Genomic DNA, 19,161 nt, shown 5'->3' with positions numbered 1-19,161 from the left:
GACGCGGTCGGCGCGCGGGCCGGGCCCAGCCGGGCGGGCAGCCGGGCAGCCGGGCGACGAAACGCCGTCACCGCGCGAAACGGGGCAGGACGCGGGCCCCCTCTCTGCCCACGGTGCCCGCTGGCCGGGGATCCGTCAAATAGAACGGCATCGACTCCGACCGGCGCGACGAAACCGCCTCCGAGCTGCCCCGATGCTCCCTAGGCTCGGGGCATGGGCGGACGCGAGGCGGACCCCTGACAATCCCGCGACCGGTCATGACTTCGGCTTCTGGGGTGCCCCGGCGCAGCCGCGCGTGACAGCATCGGCGCATGCCGGTGGGGCCCCTCCCTGGTGGTGCGGTCGAGCGGGCTCCGCCGCGAGGTGCAGCGGCGGGTCCGCCCGGACGGGACAACGGGCGGCCCTGCCGCGTACGCCCTCAGGCGCCGGGGCGGACCGGCGCGGTCGGGTCGCCCCGTTCGATCAGCGCGTCGATCTCGGCGGCCCGCAGGCCACGCAGCGCGAGCACCCGCCGGCCCCAACGGTGCAGCCGGCACGGGTGCGGGCTCGCGTCGTTGCGGCAGACCGTCCCGCCCGACCATCGGCGCGGCGCATGCACCACCACCGCCCGCACCGCGAACTGGGCGTCCTCCCCGGTCACGTACGGCGGCAGCGGGATCTCCCGAAGCGTCTCCCCCGACTCCTCGGCACCGAGGGGGGTGGCGGGACGGACGGTACGGGCGGTGCTGCTGCTCATCGGTGAAGCCTCCACAAGGGACGGACGAAGCGGGACAGCAGGAACCTACGACCGTTCCACGGCGACATGACGGACAAACTGTCCCGCTCGGGCCAGCTCGCCAGAAATCAGGCGAGCCGGAAGCCGAGCGCCTGGGCCAGCATCAGCGCCTGCTCCGCGTCGATCAGCGCGTCGCGCGCCTGCGCCGTCGTCGGGTCGAGCGCGGAGAGGTCGCTGCCGCGCAGGTCGGCGCGGGAGAGGCGGACACCGGAGAGCTGCGCGCCGGAGAGGTCGACGCCGGTGACCTCGGCGCCGGTGAGGTCGACGCCGGTCAGGTCCGCCTCGCGCATCCGCACGTCGGTGAGGCTCACCCCGCGCAGGTCCGCCCCGGGCAGGCTGACGAACGACCAGTCCCCGCCGCTGACCCGCAGCGGGCGCAGGTCGCACTGGAAGAAGCTGCTGCCGACCAGCTTGCAGCCGACGAACTCCGCCTCGAAGAGGTTGCACCGCTTGAAGACACAGCGGGTGAAGGCCGAGTCGACGTGCCGGGAGGAGTTGAAGGCGGTGTTGCCGAAGGTGCACTCGGTGAAGACCGCGCCCCGGGTCACCGCCTCGGTCAGGTCCACCTGGAAGAACTCGCACCGCACGAAGTGGCGGTCGACCAGCTCCTCGCCGTACCAGTCGTCGTGGCGGAAGATGGTGTCCTCGGTCTGCTCCAGCACCCGGCCAGCCTAGCGGCGGCCTGCGGAGGGCTTCCGTTCGCCGCGCACCGGCCAGTAGGTTCGACGGGTGAGCGTGGCGCGCAGCACCGACCCCGACCGCATCGGCTTCGACCCCGCCCGGCTGGCGCGGATCGACGAGCACTTCGGCCGGTACGTCGACGACGGGCGGCTCGCCGGCTGGCAGATCGTCGTCACCCGCCGGGGCGAGATCGCGCACTCCTCCACCTACGGCCTGCGCGACCGGGAGGCGGGCACACCCGTCGAGGCGGACACCCTCTGGCGGATCTACTCGATGACCAAGCCGATCACCTCCGTCGCGGCCATGATGCTCTGGGAGGAGGGCCGGTTCGAGCTGACCGACCCGATCAGCCGTTGGCTGCCGGAGTTCGCCGACGTCCGGGTCTACGAGAAGGGTTCGGCGCTCCAGCCGTACACGTCGCCGGCGGTCGAGCCGATCCGGGTCTGGCACCTGCTCACCCACACGGCCGGGCTGACGTACGGCTTCGCCCAGGTCTCCGTGGTCGACGGTCTCTACCGGGCCGCCGGCTTCAACTTCGGCGTGCCCGCCGGGGCGGACCTGGCCACCGCCGTGCGGGGGCTGGCCCGGCTGCCGCTGCTCTTCCAGCCCGGCAGCGGCTGGAACTACGGGGTCTCCACCGACGTGCTCGGCCGCCTCGTCGAGGTCGTCTCCGGCCAACCGCTGGACCGGTTCTTCGCCGACCGGATCCTGGGCCCGCTGGGCATGACCGACACCCGCTGGTGGGTCGACGAGCCGGACGCCAAGCGGCTGGCCGCCCTGTACACGCCGAACCCGGCTACCGGTCGGGCGTTCCGGGCCGACGCGATCGGCCGGGCGGCGCTGGCCGAGCCGCCGTGGCTCTCCGGCGGTGGCGGGCTGATCTCCACGGCCGCCGACTACCACCGCTTCACCCAGCTGCTGCTGCGCGGCGGCAAGCTGGACGGCGTACGCCTGCTCGGCCCCCGGACGGTGCGCTTCATGACCCGCAACCACCTGCCCGGCGGCCGGGACCTGGCCTCGTTCTCCCCGGCGGAGCTGACCGAGACGGTGCTGGACGGCGTCGGGTTCGGCCTCGGCTTCGCCGTGGTGGACGACCCGGTTCCGTCCCGGGTGCCCAGCAGCGTCGGCGAGTACCACTGGGGCGGCATGGCCTCCACCGCCTTCTGGGTGGACCCGGCGGAGGAGCTCACCGCGCTGCTGTTCACCCAGCTCATGCCGTCGGGCACCTACCCGCTGCGCTCCCAGCTCCGCCAGCTCGTCTACTCCGCCCTGGTCGACTGACCCCCGCCGCCGCCGCGACCACACGGCACCGGGGAATCGGGGCGAACGGCACCGGCGGGCGCGCTGGGCTCCCTAGCCTGGGGACGGACGGCGACGGCCGTTCCGACGGGTGCGGGGCGCGGAGGGTGGCGGGCGATGAGCGACATCGTGGTGTTCGGGGCCGGCGGCACGGCGGGTTCGCGGATCACCGTCGAGGCGGCGAACCGGGGCCACCGGGTGACTGCGGCGGTGCGCCGGCCGGAGGCCGTCGGCTACCTGCCGCCCGGGGTCGACGTGGTCACCGGCGACGTCACCTCGGCGCGCAGCGTACGGGAGCTGGCCCCGGGCGCGGACGCCGTCGTGGTGGCCGTCGGCGGCGGAGCGCGGGCGCTGTGGCGGGACGCGGCGCAGAACCTGATCACGGTGCTGCGGGACCTGCCGAACCCGCCTCGGGTGATCCACGTCGGCGGCGGGGCGACCCTGCTCACGCCGCAGGGCGTGCCGTTCCTCGAGGAGCCGGGCTTCCCCGAGGAGTACCGGGACGCCGCGTTGGGCCAGGCCGACGCCCTGGCCTGGTACCGCTCCAGCGCCGACGGGGTGACCTGGACGTACCTCTCCCCGCCGCCGGTGGAGTTCCACCCCGGCGAGCGCACCGGCCACTACCGCACCGGCACGGACGAGCCCGTCACCGACGAGCGGGGCCGGGCGGTGCTCAGCTACGAGGACCTGGCCGTCGCCGTGGTCGACGAGATCGAGCACCCGCGCTTCGAGAACATGCGCTTCACCGCCGGCTACTGAAGCCGCTCAGCCCCTCGGCGGCTCAGTCGGCCAGGCGGGCCGCTCCGGCCAGCCGCTCAGTCGGCCAGGCGGGCGGGGAAGCCGCCGGTGGCGATCGGGCCCCAGCCGTCGATGGTGACCCGGATCAGCGACTTGCCCTGCCGCAGCATCGCCGCGCGGTACTCGTCCCAGTCCGGGTGCTCGCCGGAGATGCTGCGGAAGTACTCCACCAGCGGCTCCAGCGCCGCCGGCAGGTCGAGCACCTCGGCGGTGCCGTCGAGCTGCACCCAGGGGCCGTTCCAGTCGTCGGAGAGCACGCAGGCCGAGACGCGGGGGTCCCGGCGGATGTTGCGGACCTTGGCCCGCTCGGGATAGGTGGAGATCACCAGTCGCCCCTCGGTGTCGACGCCGCAGGAGACGGGGGACGACTGGGGCCGGCCGTCGGGCCGGGTGGTCATCAGCACCACCCGGTGCCGGGGGCGCAGGAAGTCGATCAGGGCGGCCCGGTCGACCCGGGTGTTGGTCGCGATGTTGCGTGCCATCGTCCGTTTCTATCAGCAGGGCCGGCTCAGCGCGGCGGCCGGGCGGCGGTGCCCCGGGTGGGCTGGGCGGGCACCCGGGGGCGCGCGCTGGGCCGCCACGCCCGGCCGTTGGCGTAGATCACCCGAAAGCCCAGGTACGCCGCCAGGGGGGCCCAGTGCGCCGAGCCCATCCGCAGCTCGGCGGCGTTGTGCCGCTGCCCGTTGGCGAGCACGTCGAGCAGCACGGTCTCGAAGGCGGCGGACTCCACCCAGTCGACCTCCCGGGTGAAGCCGCAGATCAACGCGGCCCCGGTCTCGTCGAGGAAGTCGCGCAGCGCGGCGTCGGAGGCCCGCAGCACGGAGCAGCTGCCGAAGTAGAGCCGGCGGCCCTCGCATCGGCCGGCCATCCGCTCGGCGACGTCGGCGAGGTCGACGGATTCCCAGTCGGTCAGGCAGAGCCGGCTCGGCTCGCCGTGCATGGCGAAGAATCCGACCCGGTAGTCGGCGTACTGCTTGAGCAGCCAGCGGTCGAGGAAGTAGAACAGCTCGTTGCGGGTGGCCGCGCCCTTGTGGATGAACCGGATCTTGCCGAGCCGTTCGAGCAGCTCGAGGGTCGGCAGGACCGACCCACGCTCGTTGAGGTCGCGGTGCCACTGCCCCTCGACACAGAACACGCCACCCCGCGCCACGACCACCTCCCCGAACCTCCTGGTGACGGTACGCCGGCCGGTCCCGGCCCGCCCGACGCCCTCCCTGGCGGTTAGATCACCTTTCCGGCGTGCCGCGCGCCCCGCTCCGTTTCCGCCGTCCCGGCCGCGATCGGGGCCCGACGACCGCTTCACGAACCGCCCTTTTCCCAGCGGAATCCCAGCTCGAAGGAAAAGCGAGAACGATTCCCCTTATTTGCCGACAATCGGCTGCGGCGATGCGATGGTGAATCCGACGGGACGCCCCGTTCGGCGGGCGCGACCCACCCCACTGGCTCTGCTTTCGGGAGGATTCCGTGCGTGCCCAGACCATGAGACGGGTCGTCGTCGCGTTCGCCCTGGCGCTTCCGGGCGCGGCGGTCGCCACGGTGGCCGCCGCCCCGGCGGCACACGCCGACGGCTGCTACACCTGGAAACGCGACCTCTACCAGGGGCGCTCCGGCGACGACGTGCACCAGCTCCAGATCCGGGTGGCCGGTTGGGCGGGCCGCCGCGACATCGTCGAGATTGACGGCCGGTACGGCCCGAAGACCGCCGCCGCCGTCCGGCGTTTCCAGGCGGCGTACGGGCTGCGGGCCGACGGCATCGCCGGGTCGCAGACGTACGCCAGGCTCTACGCCCTCCAGGACAACGACTGCACGCCCGAGCACTTCAGCTACGGCGAGCTGGACGACGGCTGCGGGCGCAGCGGTTACCGCGGCGGGCCGGTCTCCGCCACGAAGACCAAGGAGAACGCCCTGCGGGCCATGTGGAAGCTGGAGGCGCTGCGCCGCGACCTCGGCGACCGGCCGCTGCGGGTCACCAGCGGCTACCGCAGCACGTCCTGCAACCGGCAGGTCGGGGGCGCGTCGAACAGCCAGCACCGCTACGGCACCGCCGCCGACCTGGCGGCCCCCGCCGGCAGGTCGCTCTGCGACGTGGCCCGCGACGCCCGCGACCACGGCTTCAGCGGGATCTACGGCCCCGGCTACCCCGACCACGACGACCACGTGCACGTGGACTCGCGCCGGGAGAACACCGACGACGGCCTGCCGAACACGACCTCCTGGTCCGCCCCGGACTGCGGCATCGGCGCGGGCGCGGACTGACCGCAGCCGTACGGCCCCCGGCGGGTCAGCCCTGCTACGCGGGCAGCACCGACACCCTCAGTCATGAAACAACCAAAAATGAGGGTACCAACTTCGGCAGTCTTCTCCGGTTGCCCCGAGCGGGGCGGCGCGCGGTTGTCCCGATCGGGCGGCGATGGCCCGGATCCGCCGGGCGGGACCGGCGGCCGGCTGTAGCGTGGGCGCGACGATGCCGGCGGGAGATGCCACAGGGGCGGCGATGACAGAGCAGCAGCCGTACCGGGTGGTGGCGCGGCAACGAGGGTTCGAACTGCGCCGCTACCCGGCCCACCTGGCCGCCGAGGTGCGGGTCGAGGGGAGCTTCTCCAGCACGGTCGACGAGGCGTTCCGGGCGCTGGCCGGCTACATCGGCGGGGCGAACCGGGCGCGGCGCGGCGGCGTCGCGAACGCGGCGGTGGAGCCGTTGCCGGCCGACTCCCGGAAGATCGCGATGACCTCCCCGGTGCTCCAGGAGGAGGGCGAGCGGCCGGGGGCGTACCTGGTGCGGTTCGTGATGCCGGCGGGGTCCACGGCCGAGTCGCTGCCCGAGCCGGACGACCCGCGGGTCGTCGTGCGGGAGATGCCGGAGCAGCTCGCCGCGGCCGTCCGGTTCTCCGGCCGGTGGACGCAGCGGGCGTTCGACGAGCGGGCCACCGTGTTGGGCCGGGCGGTCACCGCAGCCGGCCTGACCCCCAGCGGAGGCGTCCGCTACGCCCGCTTCGACCCGCCGTGGAAGCCCTGGTTCCTGCGCCGCAACGAGGTGGTGCTCCCCGTCGTGGAGTGAGCCCGCCCCCGCGCCCCGCGCGTCGGTCCCGCCGTCCAATGCCCGCGCCCCGCGCGTCGATCTTCTCCTGGACATTCACATGCGTCAGAATGCTTCAGGGGGATCACCCACCGGGCGGCAGCGTTGCCGGGCAGGAAAGGGTATCGACGATGACCTCTGTGGAACGTGCGCCCGGCGGGTCGGGCATCTTCCGGCGCAAGCCGGTCGAGGAGATCGCCGAGGAGACCGAGGAAGGGCTGTCCCGCTCCCTCGGGCTCTGGCAGCTCACCGCCATCGGGGTGGGCGGGATCATCGGCGCCGGCATCTTCGCCCTGGCCGGGGCGGTGGCGCACGAGACGGCCGGCCCGGCCGTACTGATCTCGTTCCTCATCGCCGGCCTGGCCAGCGCGGCGGCGGCCCTGTCGTACGCGGAGTTCGCCGGGATGATCCCGAAGGCCGGCTCGGCCTACACCTACGGCTACGCGGTGCTCGGCGAGGCGGTCGGCTGGTTCATCGGCTGGGACCTGCTGCTGGAGTACACGGCGATCGTGGCGGTGGTCGCCATCGGCATCTCCGGCTACTTCGGCTTCCTCCTCGGCGAGCTGGGCCTGACGCTGCCGGACTGGATGCTCGGCGCGCCGGGCACCGGCGACGGCCACGTGGTCGACCTCTTCGCGGTGCTGCTCTGCCTGCTCATCGCGTTCCTGCTCAACCAGGGGATCAAGTCGGCGGCACGGGTCGAGACGTTCGTGGTCGGGTTGAAGGTCGCCGTGGTGCTGCTGGTGATCGTGGTCGGTTTCTTCCACGTCAAGACGGCGAACTACTCGCCGTTCTTCCCGTTCGGTCTCGGCGGGGCGTTCACCGGCGCGGCCACCGTCTTCTTCGCCGTCTTCGGCTACGACGCGATGAGCACCGCGGCGGAGGAGGCGAAGGACTCCCGCCGGCACATGCCGAAGGCGATCGTCTGGTCGCTGGCCATCTCGATGGTGCTCTACGTCCTGGCCACGCTCGTGCTGACCGGCATGCAGAACTACCGGGACATCGACCCGGAGAGCGGCTTCTCCTCGGCGTTCGCCTCGGTGGGGCTCTCGGGGCTCGCCAGCGTCATCGCCGTCGGGGCGATCATCGGCATCCTGACGGTGATGTTCACGTTCATGCTCGGCGTGACGCGGGTGTGGTTCTCGATGAGCCGCGACGGGCTGCTGCCGGCCTGGTTCGCCAAGCTGCACCCGGTGCGGCGGGTGCCCAGCCGGGTCACCTGGATCGTCGGCGTCGGCTCGGCGCTGATCGCCGGGTTCCTGCCGATCCGACAGGCCGCCGAGCTGACCAACATCGGCATCCTGCTGGCGTTCGTGGTCGTCTGCGTCGCGGTGATCGTGCTGCGCTACCGCCGCCCGGACGCGCCCCGCACCTTCCGGCTGCCGGGGATGCCGGTGGTGCCGGCGCTCGGCGCGGTCTTCTCGCTCTGGCTGATCACCTATCTCGCCCCGGTGACCTGGCTGCGTTTCGGGGTGTGGTTCCTGCTCGGCGCGCTGGTCTACGCCGCCTACGGCTACCGCCGCTCGGCGCTGGCCCGCCGGGGCTGAGGGCGGCCCACCGAGGCCAGCAGCTCGTCCAGCGCGTCGAGCTGCGCCCAGCCGTTGACCGCGACCCGGCCGGTGACGTCGACGGTCACCTCGACCCGGTCGGGGGCGCGGCCCACCTCGTCGAGCAGCTCCGGGAAGCGGTCGTTGAGCAGCACGAACTCCTGGTTGGTGGAGCCCACCCAGGGCCGGTCGGCGTCGACCAGGTCGGCCCGGAACGGCCCGGCGACGAGCAGGTCGGTCTCGGCCAGCAGGGCGGCCACGTCGTCGCGGCCGCCGTCCACGGCGCGGCGCAGGCCGGCGCGGGTGTAGCCGGTGAAGGTCATCACCGACCGGCCGGCCCGGCGCACCCCGGCGGCCACCTCGGCCAGCGCGCCGGCCTGGTCGAACGGCTCCCCGCCGAGCAGCGTCACCCCCGGCGTGCCGGCGGCGAGGACCCGCTCGACCAGCTCGGCCGGCGCGACGAGTTCCCCACCCCGGAAGGTCCAGAGCTGCGGGTTGAAGCACCCCGGGCAGCGGATCGCGCAGCCCTGCACCCAGAGCGCGGTCCGCTCGCCGGGCCCCTCCGCCCGGGTCGAGGCGAGGAACCGGGCCAGCGCCACCCGCTGCGGCCCGATGGCGGAGCGCCGCGCCGGGCCGGCCTCAGACGTCGAGTACGCGTCCACCGGGCGTCCCCGGGTGGGCCGGCGGACCGGCGGGTGGCGCGCAGACCAGCAGGTCGCGCAGGCGGGCGTACTCGTGGGGGGCCAGCTCGGCGACGGCGGCGAACTCGGCGACGCTGCCGAACCCCCGGCGGGCCTGCCGGGCGGCGAGCACCCGCCGGGCGCGGCCGGCGTCGAAGCCGGGCAGCGCGGCGAACTGCTCCGCCCCGGCGGCGTTGACGTCCACCGGGGACGGCGCGGCGGCCGGCCCCCCGGTCGACGGCGACCCGCCGGCCGGACCGGACAGCGGCGGACCGGACAGCGGCGGACCGGGCGCCGGGCCGAGGTCCGGCGGCGCGGAGGCCGGGTCGACCTTCGTCGGCGGGTCGGCGGTCGGGTCGACCGTGGTCGCGGCCGGGCCGGTGGCCCAGTAACCGCCCTGCTGCCCGACGACGGGCAGGCCGGCGAGAGGGCTGCCGAAGGCGGGGCTGCCGAAGGCGCCGCCCGTCGGCGGGGCGAGGGCCCCGGGTGGGTACGCCGACCCGGGCGGGTACGCCGACCCGGGCCGCCCCGGCGCGGGCCGCAGCCGCCCGGCCCGGCGGTCGGCCTGCCACTGCAACCAGAAGACGTTGACCACGAGGGCGTGCAGGACGCTGAGCACCCAGGCCGAGAACCACACCCCGAAGAACCAGTTGTCGGTGGCCTGCTCGCCCTCCCTGACACCGAGCCCGATGAAGCCGCCCCAGCCGGCGATCAGGTAGACGATGCCGGGGATCCACCACGTCGCGCGCCGGGCCAGGACGCCGACGTAGATGAAGCCGATCCCGCCGAAGCAACTGGTGCCGAAGATCGGCAGCAGCACCCATGCGCTCTGCCCCAGCCGCCACCAGACGCCGCCGCCCCGGCGCGGGCGCCCCTTCTGTGCGCCACCGGCCCAGGCGGGCGCGGCGGCCGGCACCGGCTGCCCCGGCGCACCGAATCCGGGCGGCGACGGGTAGCCGGCCGGGCCGCGCGACGGCGGAAGACCGGTCCCGTCGGGCGGCGGCGGGTACGCATCGGGCGGCGGGTACGCATCGGGCGGCGGGTAGCCGTACGAGCCGGGGGCGGGCGGGCGGCCCGGAGGCCAACCGTCAGGCGCGGTCGACATCGCGCTGCTCGTCGGCGACGACCGTGGCCACCCGGTCCCGGTCGGCCGTGTACGCGCTGCGCACCGTCCGCGCGCCGAGCAGCTCCTCCAGCACGGCCACGTAGTCCAGGCAGCCCTCGCCGAGCACCCCCTGGGTCTCGGCGCTGACCGTGCCGTCGGGGTTGACGGTGACGACGACGCGCGGTCGCCCGGTCACCGGTCGCCCTCCCCCACGGCGAAGACCAGCCGGACCGAGGCGTCCTCGGTGACCTCCTCGGACTCCAGGCGCAGCCCGGCGGCGGGGGCCTGGGCGCGCAGCCGCTGCAACACCGCGCCCTGCACCTGCCGGCCGTACGCGGCGTCGACCGAGCGGACGATCTCCACCGCCCGCTCCTCGTCGACGTCCCCGCGCAGGTGCGCGGCCCAGATGCCGTCGGGGCCGCGCCGGAACTCGGCGCGTACCCCCGCCCAGTCGGCGGTGATCTCGTCGGTGCCGGCGGCGACCGCCGCACCGGTGTCCCGCAGCGCGGCGGCCAGCAGCGTCTCGTCGCGCATCCGGGTCTGCACCTGGCAGACCACCCGGCCCGCGTCGTCGCGGCGGCCGGCGGCGGTCGCGGCGGCCACGGTGGCCATCGCCAGCGGTACGAGTATCAGCGAGATGCTCACCGGCGCTCCCCTGTCGTCGTGGTTGTGGTTGTCGTTGTGGTGCGGTTGGCGGGGCGGTGCCTCAGAACTCCACCGCCCGCCCCCCGTTTCCGCCCCCCGGCCCGGCCAGCCGGCGGGGGTCGAGGTCCCAGTCCTCGGCGGCGGTCGCGGGGACCGCCCGGTGTTCCGCCCAGCTCCGCACGGCGGTGAGCCGCTCGGCCTGGGTGACGCTCAATGGCACCATGTTCACCAACGCGTGCAACAGGTCGTCGCGGCGCAGCGGCCGACGCTCCGCGTACGCGTCGAAGAGCCCACCGATCACGGCCTGCTCGATCTCCGCCCCGGAGTAGCCGTCGCTCAGCCCGGCCAGCTCGCTCAGCAGCGGCTCGTCGACGGTCAGCGCGCCGGCCACGGCCGGGTGGCGCAGCCGACGGGCGACGTGCATCGCCCAGATCGCGGCGCGTTCGGCCCGGGTCGGCAGGTCGACGAAGAAGATCTCGTCGAAGCGCCCCTTGCGCAGCAGCTCCGGCGGCAGGGCCGCGAAGTCGTTGGCGGTGGCGATGACGAAGACCGGGCGGCTCTTCTCCTGCATCCAGGTGAGGAACGAGCCGAAGACCCGGGCGGAGGTGCCCGAGTCCCCGCCGGTACCGCCGGCGAAGCCCTTCTCGATCTCGTCGAGCCAGAGCACGCAGGGGGCGGTGGCCTCCGCCGTGCGGATCGCCTCGCGCATGTTCTGCTCGCTGGAGCCGACCAGCCCGGAGAAGATCTTGCCGATGTCCAGCCGTAGCAGCGGCAGCTGCCAGGCGGCGGCGACCGCCTTCGCGGTGAGCGACTTGCCGCAGCCGGGGACGCCGGTGATCAGGACGCCGCGCGGGGCGGGCAGCCCGTAGGCGGCGGCCTCGGCCAGCCAGGAGCCGTCCCGCTTGGCCAGCCAGCGCTTGAGGTTCTCCAGCCCGCCGACGTCGGCGAGCGCCACCGGGTCGTCGACGAACTCCAGCAGGCCGCTGCGCCGGACGGTCTGCCGCTTCTCCTCGTGCACCAGCCGCAGGTCGTCGGCGTCGAGCACCCCGTTGTCCACCATGGCGCGGGCGAAGGCGTTCTCCGCCTCGTGCAGGGTGAGCCCGAGGGCGGCCTTGGCGAGGCGTTCCCGGCCGTGCTCGTCGAGGTTGATCCGGATCCGCCCGGTGGCCGCGTTGGCGGCGATGATGCCGTCCAGCACGGCGCGGATCTCCGGCTCGGTGGGCAGCGGGAAGTCGACGACCGTGACGTCCTTGGTCAGCTCGACCGGCAGGTCCGGCACCGGGGAGAGCAGGACCAAAGTGCGCGGGACGGGGCCGCTGCGGTAGGCGACGGCCAGCTCCCGCAGCCGGCGGACCACCCCCGGGTCGGCGGGCCGGCCGCCGACACCGAGGGCGGGGTGCAGGTCGGCCACCACGAGCAGGGCCGGCTCCTCGATGCGCCAGGCCGCGTCGAGGGCGGCGACCGGGTCGGTGGTGCCCTGCCGCCGGTTGCCGTCGGGCGAGACCAGGCCGCGGGTCGCCGACCAGGTCCAGATCCCGCGCGGGGTCCGCACCCGGGCCGCGTCGCGGGCGACGGCGGCGATCTCGGCGAGCACCCGCTGCTCCTCGTACGAGCAGATCTGCAGCACCGGGACGCGCGCCTTGAGCAGCTGGGAAAGCGTGTCGCGGAAGGCCCCCACCATCGCCGTTCCTCCCCCCGGGACACGCGAAGTGGCCAGACTTTAGCACCAGCGGCCGACCGGACGAGCGCGCGTCAGAAGCGGTACGCGGTGCCGTACTCCGGGATCAGCACCCGGGTGCGCGGTGCCGCCGCGCGCACCGCCGCGACCAGCGCGTCGAGCCGGGCGCGGTCGGCCGGCGCGACCGTCGGCGGGTTGACCAGCGGCGTCTCGAAGTTGTCCCAGTGCACCGGCACCACGATCCGCGGCTGGTCCAGGGCCGCCATCAGCCGGGGCACGTAGTCGGCGGTGGCGGCGCTGGACGGCAGGGCGACCATCGCCACGTCCGGGGCCAGCCCGGCGAGGTCGCGCTCGACGAAGTCGCTGGCACCCATGAAGAACACCGCCGGGCCGTCGGCGATGCGCAGCTGGTAGGCGAGGGTGTCGCCCTCCGGCAGGTCGGCGATGGTCGTCGGCGGCTGCGGGCGGGTCACCCGCACGCCGGGAAAGGCCATCGAGTACGACGAGTTGCGGCTGTGCAGCGAGCCGACCACCTCGACGGTGTGGTCGCCGAAGGAGAGCACCTCCCCACCCTTGACCGGGCTGAGCTGCCCGGCCGGCACCCCACAGGCCAGACCCAGGTGGTACGCGGTGAGCGTGCCGAACACCCGGGCGCCGGTGCGCTGGGCGATCCGGGGCACGTCGTTGAAGTGGTCCCAGTGGGTGTGGGTGACCAGGATCGTGGCGGCCCGGTCGACGTGCCGGTCGAGCACGTCCTCGGCGACGGTGAGCGGCGTGGCCTCGGAGAAGCTCCCGGTGAACAGCCCGGTGTCATACCGGCTGAGGTAGGGGTCGACCAGTACCGTGCGGTCGCCGATGTCGATCCGCCAGCCCGCCGTGCCCCACCAGCGGAAGCTGGCCGCTCCGGTGCGGCGGGCGCGAGTCGGGGTGGGCGCGGCGGCCCCCGCCGGGGCGGCCGGGGCGGCGGCGGCGAGGGCGCCGGTGGTGAGCAGGGCGGCGCCGGCGGCGGCGTCGCGCAGCAGGCGGCGGCGGTCGAGGTGGTTGTCGGACATGGTGGACTCTCCCCGTTTCGGTGGTGCGGAAGGGACCTCTCGACCTCACCACCGCCACCCTCGCCGCGTCCAAGATCGACGGCGGTCGCGGCCGATACGCGATCGGGTATCGGCCCAGCCCAGCGCGCCTGCCCCGGCGACGGAGGGCCAAAAATCCAGTCGCCGGGCCGAGAGAACCAGTCGCCGGGCCCGCCTTCGTCGCCGCGCTCCGACCTCACCCGCAGGGCCCCGCCGCCCTCACCCGCAGGACCCCGCCGTCCGCACCCGCAGGGCCTCGACGGCGATCCGGGCCGCCTCTCCCATGGCCAGGTCCACGTCGATGCGGCGGGTCGCCAACCGCTCGGTGCGGGCGAAGACCGCCATCGCGTACCGGCGGCCGTCGGGGTATTCGGCGACCCCCGCCTCCAGGTGCAGGCCGGGCAGGGTGCCGGTCTTGGCGCGGACCCGCACGCCGGGCGGGAAGCCGGAGGCGAGCCGGGTCCAGAAGAGCTGCCGGTCCATCAGCTCCCGGACCGTCGCGCAGGCCGGCGGCGGGCCGGCCTCGTCGCGCCAGATCAGGCCGAGCAGCCGGGTGATCTCCCGGGCGGTGCTCGACGTGGTGTGCGCCGGGTCGAGCACCCGCATGGCGCGGACCCGCCCGTCGGAGAGGGTGGGGAAGATCCGGGCGAACTCCGCCTCGGTGCGGGCGCCCACGTCGGCGAGCATCGTCTCCACCAGCTCGCGGGGCCCGCCGACGATCCGGGTACGCGCCAGCCCCAGCTCGGCGGCGAGCATCGGGAGCACGTCCCGGCCGACCCGGCGCAGCAGCAGGTCGGCGGCCGTGTTGTCGCTGACCGACATGGCGAAGTACGCGAGGTCGCGCAGCGACACCTCGACGTCGTCGGCGCAGCCGGCCACCCCCCAGCCGCCGAGCCGGTCCGCCGCCCGGACCAGCACCCGCTCGGTCGGGTCGAGCTGCCCGACGCTGGACTGCCGGGCGAACTCCAGCACCAGCAGGATCTTGAAGATCGACGCGATGACCACCTGCTCGTCGGCGCGCACCGCCACCTCCCGGACCGGACGGCCCACCCGCCCGGGGTCGGCCCTCACCCGGCCCGCGTCACCGCCGGTCTGTTCCGGGTCGGCGTCGACGTCAATCACGTGCAGGCTGGCGACCACCCCCGCCTGGCCGAAGACGCCCGCGATCCGCTCCTCCACCGTCACCCCGGCACCGTACCGGCGGGCGTGATCCGGCACGTCGACCCGCCACCGGCAGTCCCCGAACGCGTCGCTGGCGTAGGGTCGGCGGCCGTGGACCTGCTCCGGCACCTGCGGCACTTCGTGGTGGTCGCCCACGAGCTGCACTTCGGCCGAGCGGCGGAGGCGCTGGGCATGGCACAGCCACCGCTGAGCCAGTCGATCCAGCGGCTGGAGCGGGAGCTGACCGTCGAGCTGTTCGACCGGTCCCGCCGGCAGGTGCGGCTGACCACCGCCGGTCAGCTCCTGCTCGGCGAGGCCGAGGAGCTGCTCTCCGCCGAGCAGCGGATACGCAACCTGATGCGCCAGGTCCGGGCCGGGGCGCTCGGGGTGCTACGGGCCGGGGTGCCCCCGGAGACCCCGGCGGTGACACTGCGCGAGCTGCTGGACCGGCTCGCCGCGCGGGCCCCCGGGCTCGACGTCGACCTGCACGAGCTGACCAGCGCCGAACAGGTCCGGATGCTCGCCGAGGGGCGGCTGGACGTGGGGCTGCTGCACCACCCGGTCAGCGCCGACGGGCTGCGGTTCGGGCCGACGGCGGCCGTACCGCTGGGGGTGCTGCTGCCCCGCGCGTCGCCGCTGGCGCGGCCCCGCGACGTCGAGCTGGCGGCGCTGGCCGGCCTGGACCTGGTCGCCGCGCCCCGGGCGACCGCGCCGCAGTGGCACGATCATGTCCTGGACGTGTGCCGGCGGCACGGCTTCGCGCCTCGGCGGGTGCGGCCGGCGCGCAGCCCCGAGTTCCTGTTCGGGTTGGTGCTGGCCGGCGGGGCGGTGGCCGTCGAGCCGGCGGCGACGGCCCGCCGGGAGCCCCGCATCGCCTGGCGGCCGATCGCGGGGACGCCGATGGTGCGGCGCACCTCGGCGGCGTGGCCGCAGCGCGCCGGGCATCCCGCCGCCCCGGTGTTCGGGGAGGTCGCCGCCGAGGTGCTGGCCGACGCGGAGCCGTCGCCGCCGACCGACCCGCTCACCCCTACCCCGCGCCCGTGGCCGGTGCTGTTCGAACCCCGATCTGCGGACTCGTCCCGGTAAATTCATCCGGTGCTCTCCCGGCGGTGACACGCCGCCGCTAGCATCGCTGGACATGAATATGAAGAGCGTCACCCGCTCGCGCTCCGGGCGGTTGGTCATGGCGTTCGCGCTGGTCGCGACGCTGGTGACACCCGTCGCGGCCAGCACCTCCGCGTCGGCGGCGGCCACGCTGACCGTCGCGCAGGCGCTGGCCGCCCAGGACGGCCGCACGGCCACGGTGACCGGGTACGTCATCGGCCAGCCGACGGCGACCGCCACGGTGCTCACCTCCGGGTACACGGCCGACACGGCCATCGCCATCGCCGACACCGCCGCCGAGACCGGCACGGGCAGGATGCTCTACCTCCAGGTCACCGCCGCGTACCGCAGCGGCTTCGGCCTGCTGACCACCCCGAGCCTGCGGGGCCAGCAGGTCACCGCGACCGGGGCGCTGACCGCGTACTTCAGTCACGGCGGGTTGAAGAGCCCGACCGCGATGAGCCTCGGCGGCGGCACCGCCCCGACGCCGACGCCGACCGCGTCGCCCAGTCCGACGCCGACGGCGTCGCCCAGCCCGAGGCCGACCCCGTCGCCCAGCCCGACCGGCGGCAGCGGCGGCCCGTACGACACGACGTACTACGCCGGCGCGGTCGGCAAGACCGGCCCGGCGCTGCGCAGCTCCCTGCACACGATCATCAAGACCCAGACCAAGCTGAGCTACGACCGGGTGTGGGAGGCGTTGAAGGACACCGACCAGGACCCGGCGAACGCCAACAACGTCGTGCTGCTCTACTCCGGCCGCTCGCAGAGCAAGACCAGCAACGGCGGCGGGTCCAACGACTGGAACCGCGAGCACGTCTGGGCCAAGTCGCACGGCGACTTCGGCACCGCCACCGGCCCCGGCACCGACGTGCACCACCTGCGCCCCGAGGACGTCTCGGTCAACTCCACCCGGGGCAACAAGGACTTCGACAGCGGCGGCAGCGCCGTCTCCGAGGCCGCCGGCTGCTACAGCGACGCCGACTCGTTCGAGCCGCGCAACGCGGTCAAGGGCGACGTCGCCCGCATGATCATGTACATGGCGATCCGGTACGAGGGCGACGACGGCTGGCCGAACCTGGAAATGAACAACTCCGTGGCCAACGGCAGCGAGCCGTACCTGGGCAAGCTCTCGGTGCTGCTCTCCTGGCACCGGCTCGACCCGCCGGACGCCTTCGAACAGCGCCGCAACCAGGTCATCTTCGACCGCTGGCAGGGCAACCGCAACCCGTTCATCGACCACCCGGAGTGGGCCACCGCGATCTGGGGCTGACCCCGCCCGCCTGGGCCACCCGGTTGTCGTACGTCACCCTTGCCGGACCGTGAGGACCCCGGCCGGAAGGGGTACGACAATCGGGTGGCACGGCCGGAGCGCACGCGGGCGGGGGACGGCCCCCACCGCACCGGCCGGCCCCGGAAACTGGAAGAGGTGGCCGAATGGCGAACACGATTCCCGACATAACGCTCAACGACGGCAACACCATCCCCCAGCTCGGCTTCGGGGTGTTCCAGATCCCGCCGAAGGAGACCGCCGAGGCGGTCGGCCGGGCCCTCGAGGCCGGCTACCGGCACATCGACACCGCCGAGATGTACGGCAACGAGGCCGAGGTGGGCCAGGCGGTCCGCGCCTCCGGACTGGACCGCGCCGAGGTCTTCGTCACCAGCAAGCTGAACAACGCCTTCCACCGCCCGGACGACGCCCGCAGGGCGTTCGACTCCACCCTGGCGGCGCTGAAGATGGACCACGTCGACCTGTTCCTCATCCACTGGCCGCTGCCCACCCGCTACGACGGCGACTTCGTCTCCACGTGGAAGGTGCTGGAGGAGTTCCAGCGCGACGGTCGGGCCCGCTCGATCGGCGTGTCGAACTTCCAGGTCCCGCACCTGCAGCGGCTGGCCGCCGAGACGGAGACCGTGCCGGCGGTCAACCAGATCGAGGTGCACCCGTACCTGGGCAACGAGGAGGTGCGCGCGTACGGCGAGGCGCACGGCATCCGCACCGAGGCGTGGTCGCCGATCGCGCAGGGCAAGGTGCTCGACGACCCGACGCTGCTCGACATCGCCGGGCAGGCCGGCCGGACGGTGGCCCAGGTGGTGCTGCGCTGGCACGTGCAGCGCGGCGACATCGTCTTCCCCAAGTCGACCACCCCGAGCCGGATCGAGGAGAACTTCCGGATCTTCGACTTCGAGCTGGACGACGCGGCGATGGCCCGGATCAGCGGCCTGGACCGGGGCGAGGCGGGCCGGACGGGCCCGAACCCGGACACCTTCGACCTCATCCCCGCCTGACGGGTGACTGACAGCAAAGCGGCGGGCGGGCTGCGGCCCGCCCGCCGCTTCGTCGCGTACGGAATCGTTCTGGACCACCTGTCGAGATCCATCTCCCGACCGGTGGAAAAGGACGGGTTCGGATCGGCTGATCAACTCAATGTCGATGACATCGGCTGATCATGCCGCGTCGGTCAGGGCTTGCGGGCGACCGCGCCATAGATCGACGCCTCGGCCAGCGGCGGGCGCTCGGTCTCGGGCAGCTCGGCGCGCCACTGCGTGACCGGGACGATCCCGGGCTCGACCAGCTCCAGGCCGGCGAAGAACCGGGCGAACTCCGCCCGGGACCGGGTCACCGCGTCGTTGCTCATCCGGCCCGCCGCCACCTCGGCGGCCATCCGGGCGACGATCTCGGCGGGGATGAAGTCGGCGGTGACGTGGCTGACGACCAGATAGCTCCCCGACGGCAGCGCGTCGACCAGCCGGGCCACCACCTCGTACGGCCGGTCGGCGTCGGTCAGGAAGTGGGCGACGGCGACCAGGACCAGCGCCACCGGCCGGGACAGGTCAAGCGTGCGGCGCAGCTCGTCGGCGGCGAGGATCCGGTCCGGGTCGCGCAGGTCGGCGTCGAGGTACGCGGTCGCGCCGGCTTCGGAGCTGGTCAGCAGCGCCCGCGCGTGGACCAGGACCATCGGGTCGTTGTCGACGTAGAGGACCCGGGCGTCGGGGGCCACGGCCTGGGCGACCTCGTGGGTGTTGTCGGCGCTCGGGATGCCGGTGCCGATGTCGAGGAACTGGCGGATGCCGGCCTCGGCGGCCAGGTACCGGACCGCCCGCTGGAGGAAGGCCCGGTTCTCCCGGGCGACGGTGCGGATCGCCGGGTACACGGCGGCGATCTGATCGCCGGAGTGGCGGTCCACGGCGAAGTTGTCCTTGCCGCCGAGCCAGTAGTTGTAGCGCCGGGCGGGGTGGGGAACGCTGGCGTCGAGCCGGTCGGAGAGTCTGGGGTGGTGGTGGTCCGGAGGGGTTGCGGCACCCACGGGAATCCTCATCGGTCGTACGGCAGGGGTGGTGCCCACCCTCCGCTGATCACCCGGCTGGCCCGACACCTGCGCACAGCGTAGGCGTCGGACGGCCCGGCCGCTGACCCGCCGCAGAGGGGTGCTCGGCTCGTGCCGGCCGCCGACGCCGTCGTGCAGCTGCCGCGTCCAGCCTGCCGCGTCCAGGCTGCGCGGGCCGCAGCGCATTTCCACCGGCAACGACTTAGACGAATG

General features: G+C 74.1%; 21 protein-coding genes. 9 read left to right on the top strand and 12 right to left on the bottom strand.

What is annotated here, in order from left to right; all coding sequences use genetic code 11:
* Positions 1-418: 418 nt before the first annotated feature.
* Both ACLQ2V_RS08855 and ACLQ2V_RS08850 read right to left on the bottom strand, forming a co-directional pair.
* Entirely contained in the window at positions 419-736 is a 318-nt protein-coding gene (locus tag ACLQ2V_RS08855; RefSeq protein ID WP_425717908.1) for a hypothetical protein, read from the bottom strand.
* Between the two features lie 107 nt (positions 737-843).
* A complete protein-coding gene (locus ACLQ2V_RS08850; protein WP_425717907.1) occupies positions 844-1,437 on the bottom strand; it encodes a pentapeptide repeat-containing protein in 594 nt (197 codons plus the stop codon).
* Positions 1,438-1,504: 67 nt separating this feature from the next.
* Between ACLQ2V_RS08850 and ACLQ2V_RS08845 the strand changes: the two genes are divergently transcribed.
* Positions 1,505-2,737: a serine hydrolase domain-containing protein gene (locus tag ACLQ2V_RS08845; RefSeq protein ID WP_425717906.1), complete on the top strand. Its 1,233-nt coding sequence runs from the start codon at positions 1,505-1,507 to the stop codon at positions 2,735-2,737.
* A 135-nt stretch (positions 2,738-2,872) separates the two neighbouring features.
* Positions 2,873-3,514 carry an NAD(P)-dependent oxidoreductase gene (locus ACLQ2V_RS08840; protein ID WP_425717905.1) on the top strand — a complete coding sequence of 214 codons (642 nt, stop codon included), beginning with the start codon at positions 2,873-2,875 and terminating at the stop codon, positions 3,512-3,514.
* Positions 3,515-3,570: 56 nt separating this feature from the next.
* Here the strand turns inward: ACLQ2V_RS08840 and ACLQ2V_RS08835 are convergent, their stop codons facing one another.
* Together ACLQ2V_RS08835 and ACLQ2V_RS08830 are read right to left on the bottom strand one after the other, a co-directional pair.
* Positions 3,571-4,035 (bottom strand): PPOX class F420-dependent oxidoreductase, encoded by a 465-nt coding sequence (locus ACLQ2V_RS08835; RefSeq protein WP_425717904.1) that lies wholly within the window; start codon positions 4,033-4,035, stop codon positions 3,571-3,573.
* Between the two features lie 26 nt (positions 4,036-4,061).
* Positions 4,062-4,703 carry a DUF6642 family protein gene (locus ACLQ2V_RS08830; protein ID WP_425717903.1) on the bottom strand — a complete coding sequence of 214 codons (642 nt, stop codon included), beginning with the start codon at positions 4,701-4,703 and terminating at the stop codon, positions 4,062-4,064.
* Positions 4,704-5,032: 329 nt separating this feature from the next.
* Between ACLQ2V_RS08830 and ACLQ2V_RS08825 the strand changes: the two genes are divergently transcribed.
* The 3 genes from ACLQ2V_RS08825 to ACLQ2V_RS08815 all read left to right on the top strand — a co-directional run bounded on the left by ACLQ2V_RS08825 (position 5,033) and on the right by ACLQ2V_RS08815 (position 8,176).
* Positions 5,033-5,809: a D-Ala-D-Ala carboxypeptidase family metallohydrolase gene (locus ACLQ2V_RS08825; protein ID WP_425718315.1), complete on the top strand. Its 777-nt coding sequence runs from the start codon at positions 5,033-5,035 to the stop codon at positions 5,807-5,809.
* Positions 5,810-6,047: 238 nt separating this feature from the next.
* A complete protein-coding gene (locus ACLQ2V_RS08820) occupies positions 6,048-6,611 on the top strand; it encodes an SOUL family heme-binding protein (protein ID WP_425717902.1) in 564 nt (187 codons plus the stop codon).
* Between the two features lie 149 nt (positions 6,612-6,760).
* Complete coding sequence (locus ACLQ2V_RS08815) at positions 6,761-8,176, top strand: amino acid permease (RefSeq protein ID WP_425717901.1); 1,416 nt, start codon at positions 6,761-6,763, stop codon at positions 8,174-8,176.
* On the opposite strand, the gene ACLQ2V_RS08810 is transcribed toward ACLQ2V_RS08815, so the two are convergent.
* The 7 genes from ACLQ2V_RS08810 to ACLQ2V_RS08780 form a co-directional block, all read right to left on the bottom strand.
* Positions 8,143-8,838 carry a 4Fe-4S single cluster domain-containing protein gene (locus tag ACLQ2V_RS08810; protein ID WP_425717900.1) on the bottom strand — a complete coding sequence of 232 codons (696 nt, stop codon included), beginning with the start codon at positions 8,836-8,838 and terminating at the stop codon, positions 8,143-8,145. The genes ACLQ2V_RS08815 and ACLQ2V_RS08810 overlap by 34 nt on opposite strands.
* A complete protein-coding gene (locus ACLQ2V_RS08805) occupies positions 8,816-9,961 on the bottom strand; it encodes a helix-hairpin-helix domain-containing protein (RefSeq protein WP_425717899.1) in 1,146 nt (381 codons plus the stop codon). Before ACLQ2V_RS08805 ends, ACLQ2V_RS08810 begins: the two co-directional genes overlap by 23 nt.
* Positions 9,945-10,157, bottom strand: a complete 213-nt coding sequence (locus tag ACLQ2V_RS08800) for a DUF2997 domain-containing protein (protein ID WP_425717898.1) — start codon at positions 10,155-10,157, stop codon at positions 9,945-9,947. The genes ACLQ2V_RS08805 and ACLQ2V_RS08800 overlap by 17 nt, the downstream gene beginning before the upstream one ends.
* Complete coding sequence (locus ACLQ2V_RS08795) at positions 10,154-10,606, bottom strand: hypothetical protein (RefSeq protein ID WP_425717897.1); 453 nt, start codon at positions 10,604-10,606, stop codon at positions 10,154-10,156. Before ACLQ2V_RS08795 ends, ACLQ2V_RS08800 begins: the two co-directional genes overlap by 4 nt.
* Positions 10,607-10,667: 61 nt before the next feature.
* Positions 10,668-12,287, bottom strand: a complete 1,620-nt coding sequence (locus tag ACLQ2V_RS08790) for an AAA family ATPase (RefSeq protein ID WP_425717896.1) — start codon at positions 12,285-12,287, stop codon at positions 10,668-10,670.
* A 71-nt stretch (positions 12,288-12,358) separates the two neighbouring features.
* A complete protein-coding gene (locus tag ACLQ2V_RS08785) occupies positions 12,359-13,336 on the bottom strand; it encodes an MBL fold metallo-hydrolase (RefSeq protein WP_425717895.1) in 978 nt (325 codons plus the stop codon).
* Positions 13,337-13,573: 237 nt separating this feature from the next.
* The gene (locus tag ACLQ2V_RS08780) at positions 13,574-14,644 is read right to left on the bottom strand and encodes a serine hydrolase (protein ID WP_425717894.1); all 1,071 of its coding nucleotides are present in this window, start codon (positions 14,642-14,644) and stop codon (positions 13,574-13,576) included.
* On the opposite strand from ACLQ2V_RS08780, the gene ACLQ2V_RS08775 reads away from it, so the two are divergent.
* From ACLQ2V_RS08775 to ACLQ2V_RS08760, 4 genes are all read left to right on the top strand, one after another.
* A complete protein-coding gene (locus ACLQ2V_RS08775) occupies positions 14,627-15,601 on the top strand; it encodes a LysR family transcriptional regulator (RefSeq protein ID WP_425717893.1) in 975 nt (324 codons plus the stop codon). The two genes, ACLQ2V_RS08780 and ACLQ2V_RS08775, sit on opposite strands and share 18 nt — an antisense overlap.
* A 52-nt stretch (positions 15,602-15,653) precedes the next feature.
* Entirely contained in the window at positions 15,654-16,892 is a 1,239-nt protein-coding gene (locus ACLQ2V_RS08770) for an endonuclease (RefSeq protein WP_425717892.1), read from the top strand.
* Between the two features lie 164 nt (positions 16,893-17,056).
* Positions 17,057-17,908, top strand: coding sequence for an aldo/keto reductase (locus tag ACLQ2V_RS08765; protein ID WP_425717891.1), 852 nt, complete (start codon positions 17,057-17,059; stop codon positions 17,906-17,908).
* 3 nt (positions 17,909-17,911) lie between these two features.
* On the top strand, positions 17,912-18,067 hold the full coding sequence (locus ACLQ2V_RS08760; RefSeq protein WP_425717890.1) for a hypothetical protein: 156 nt from the start codon (positions 17,912-17,914) through the stop codon (positions 18,065-18,067).
* A 14-nt stretch (positions 18,068-18,081) separates the two neighbouring features.
* Here ACLQ2V_RS08760 and ACLQ2V_RS08755 read toward each other — a convergent pair whose 3' ends face one another.
* The gene (locus ACLQ2V_RS08755) at positions 18,082-18,939 is read right to left on the bottom strand and encodes an SAM-dependent methyltransferase (RefSeq protein ID WP_425717889.1); all 858 of its coding nucleotides are present in this window, start codon (positions 18,937-18,939) and stop codon (positions 18,082-18,084) included.
* Positions 18,940-19,161 lie beyond the last annotated feature (222 nt).

This window comes from Micromonospora sp. DT233 (assembly GCF_049841815.1).
In the GTDB taxonomy this organism is placed as follows: Bacteria; Actinomycetota; Actinomycetes; order Mycobacteriales; family Micromonosporaceae; genus Micromonospora.
The sequence above is the reverse complement of the archived record's forward strand: the minus strand, read 5'-3'. Positions and strand labels throughout refer to the sequence as shown.

Excerpts from the sequence above, each read along its gene's own strand:
- ACLQ2V_RS08855 (WP_425717908.1), bottom strand. The coding sequence starts at position 736 with ATGAGCAGCAGCACCGCCCGTACCGTCCGTCCCGCCACCCCCCTCGGT.
- ACLQ2V_RS08840 (WP_425717905.1), top strand. The coding sequence starts at position 2,873 with ATGAGCGACATCGTGGTGTTCGGGGCCGGCGGCACGGCGGGTTCGCGG.
- ACLQ2V_RS08835 (WP_425717904.1), bottom strand. The coding sequence starts at position 4,035 with ATGGCACGCAACATCGCGACCAACACCCGGGTCGACCGGGCCGCCCTG.
- ACLQ2V_RS08770 (WP_425717892.1), top strand. The coding sequence starts at position 15,654 with ATGAATATGAAGAGCGTCACCCGCTCGCGCTCCGGGCGGTTGGTCATG.
- ACLQ2V_RS08815 (WP_425717901.1), top strand. The coding sequence starts at position 6,761 with ATGACCTCTGTGGAACGTGCGCCCGGCGGGTCGGGCATCTTCCGGCGC.
- ACLQ2V_RS08790 (WP_425717896.1), bottom strand. The coding sequence starts at position 12,287 with ATGGTGGGGGCCTTCCGCGACACGCTTTCCCAGCTGCTCAAGGCGCGC.
- ACLQ2V_RS08785 (WP_425717895.1), bottom strand. The coding sequence starts at position 13,336 with ATGTCCGACAACCACCTCGACCGCCGCCGCCTGCTGCGCGACGCCGCC.
- ACLQ2V_RS08805 (WP_425717899.1), bottom strand. The coding sequence starts at position 9,961 with ATGTCGACCGCGCCTGACGGTTGGCCTCCGGGCCGCCCGCCCGCCCCC.
- ACLQ2V_RS08765 (WP_425717891.1), top strand. The coding sequence starts at position 17,057 with ATGGCGAACACGATTCCCGACATAACGCTCAACGACGGCAACACCATC.
- ACLQ2V_RS08755 (WP_425717889.1), bottom strand. The coding sequence starts at position 18,939 with ATGAGGATTCCCGTGGGTGCCGCAACCCCTCCGGACCACCACCACCCC.
- ACLQ2V_RS08820 (WP_425717902.1), top strand. The coding sequence starts at position 6,048 with ATGACAGAGCAGCAGCCGTACCGGGTGGTGGCGCGGCAACGAGGGTTC.
- ACLQ2V_RS08825 (WP_425718315.1), top strand. The coding sequence starts at position 5,033 with ATGAGACGGGTCGTCGTCGCGTTCGCCCTGGCGCTTCCGGGCGCGGCG.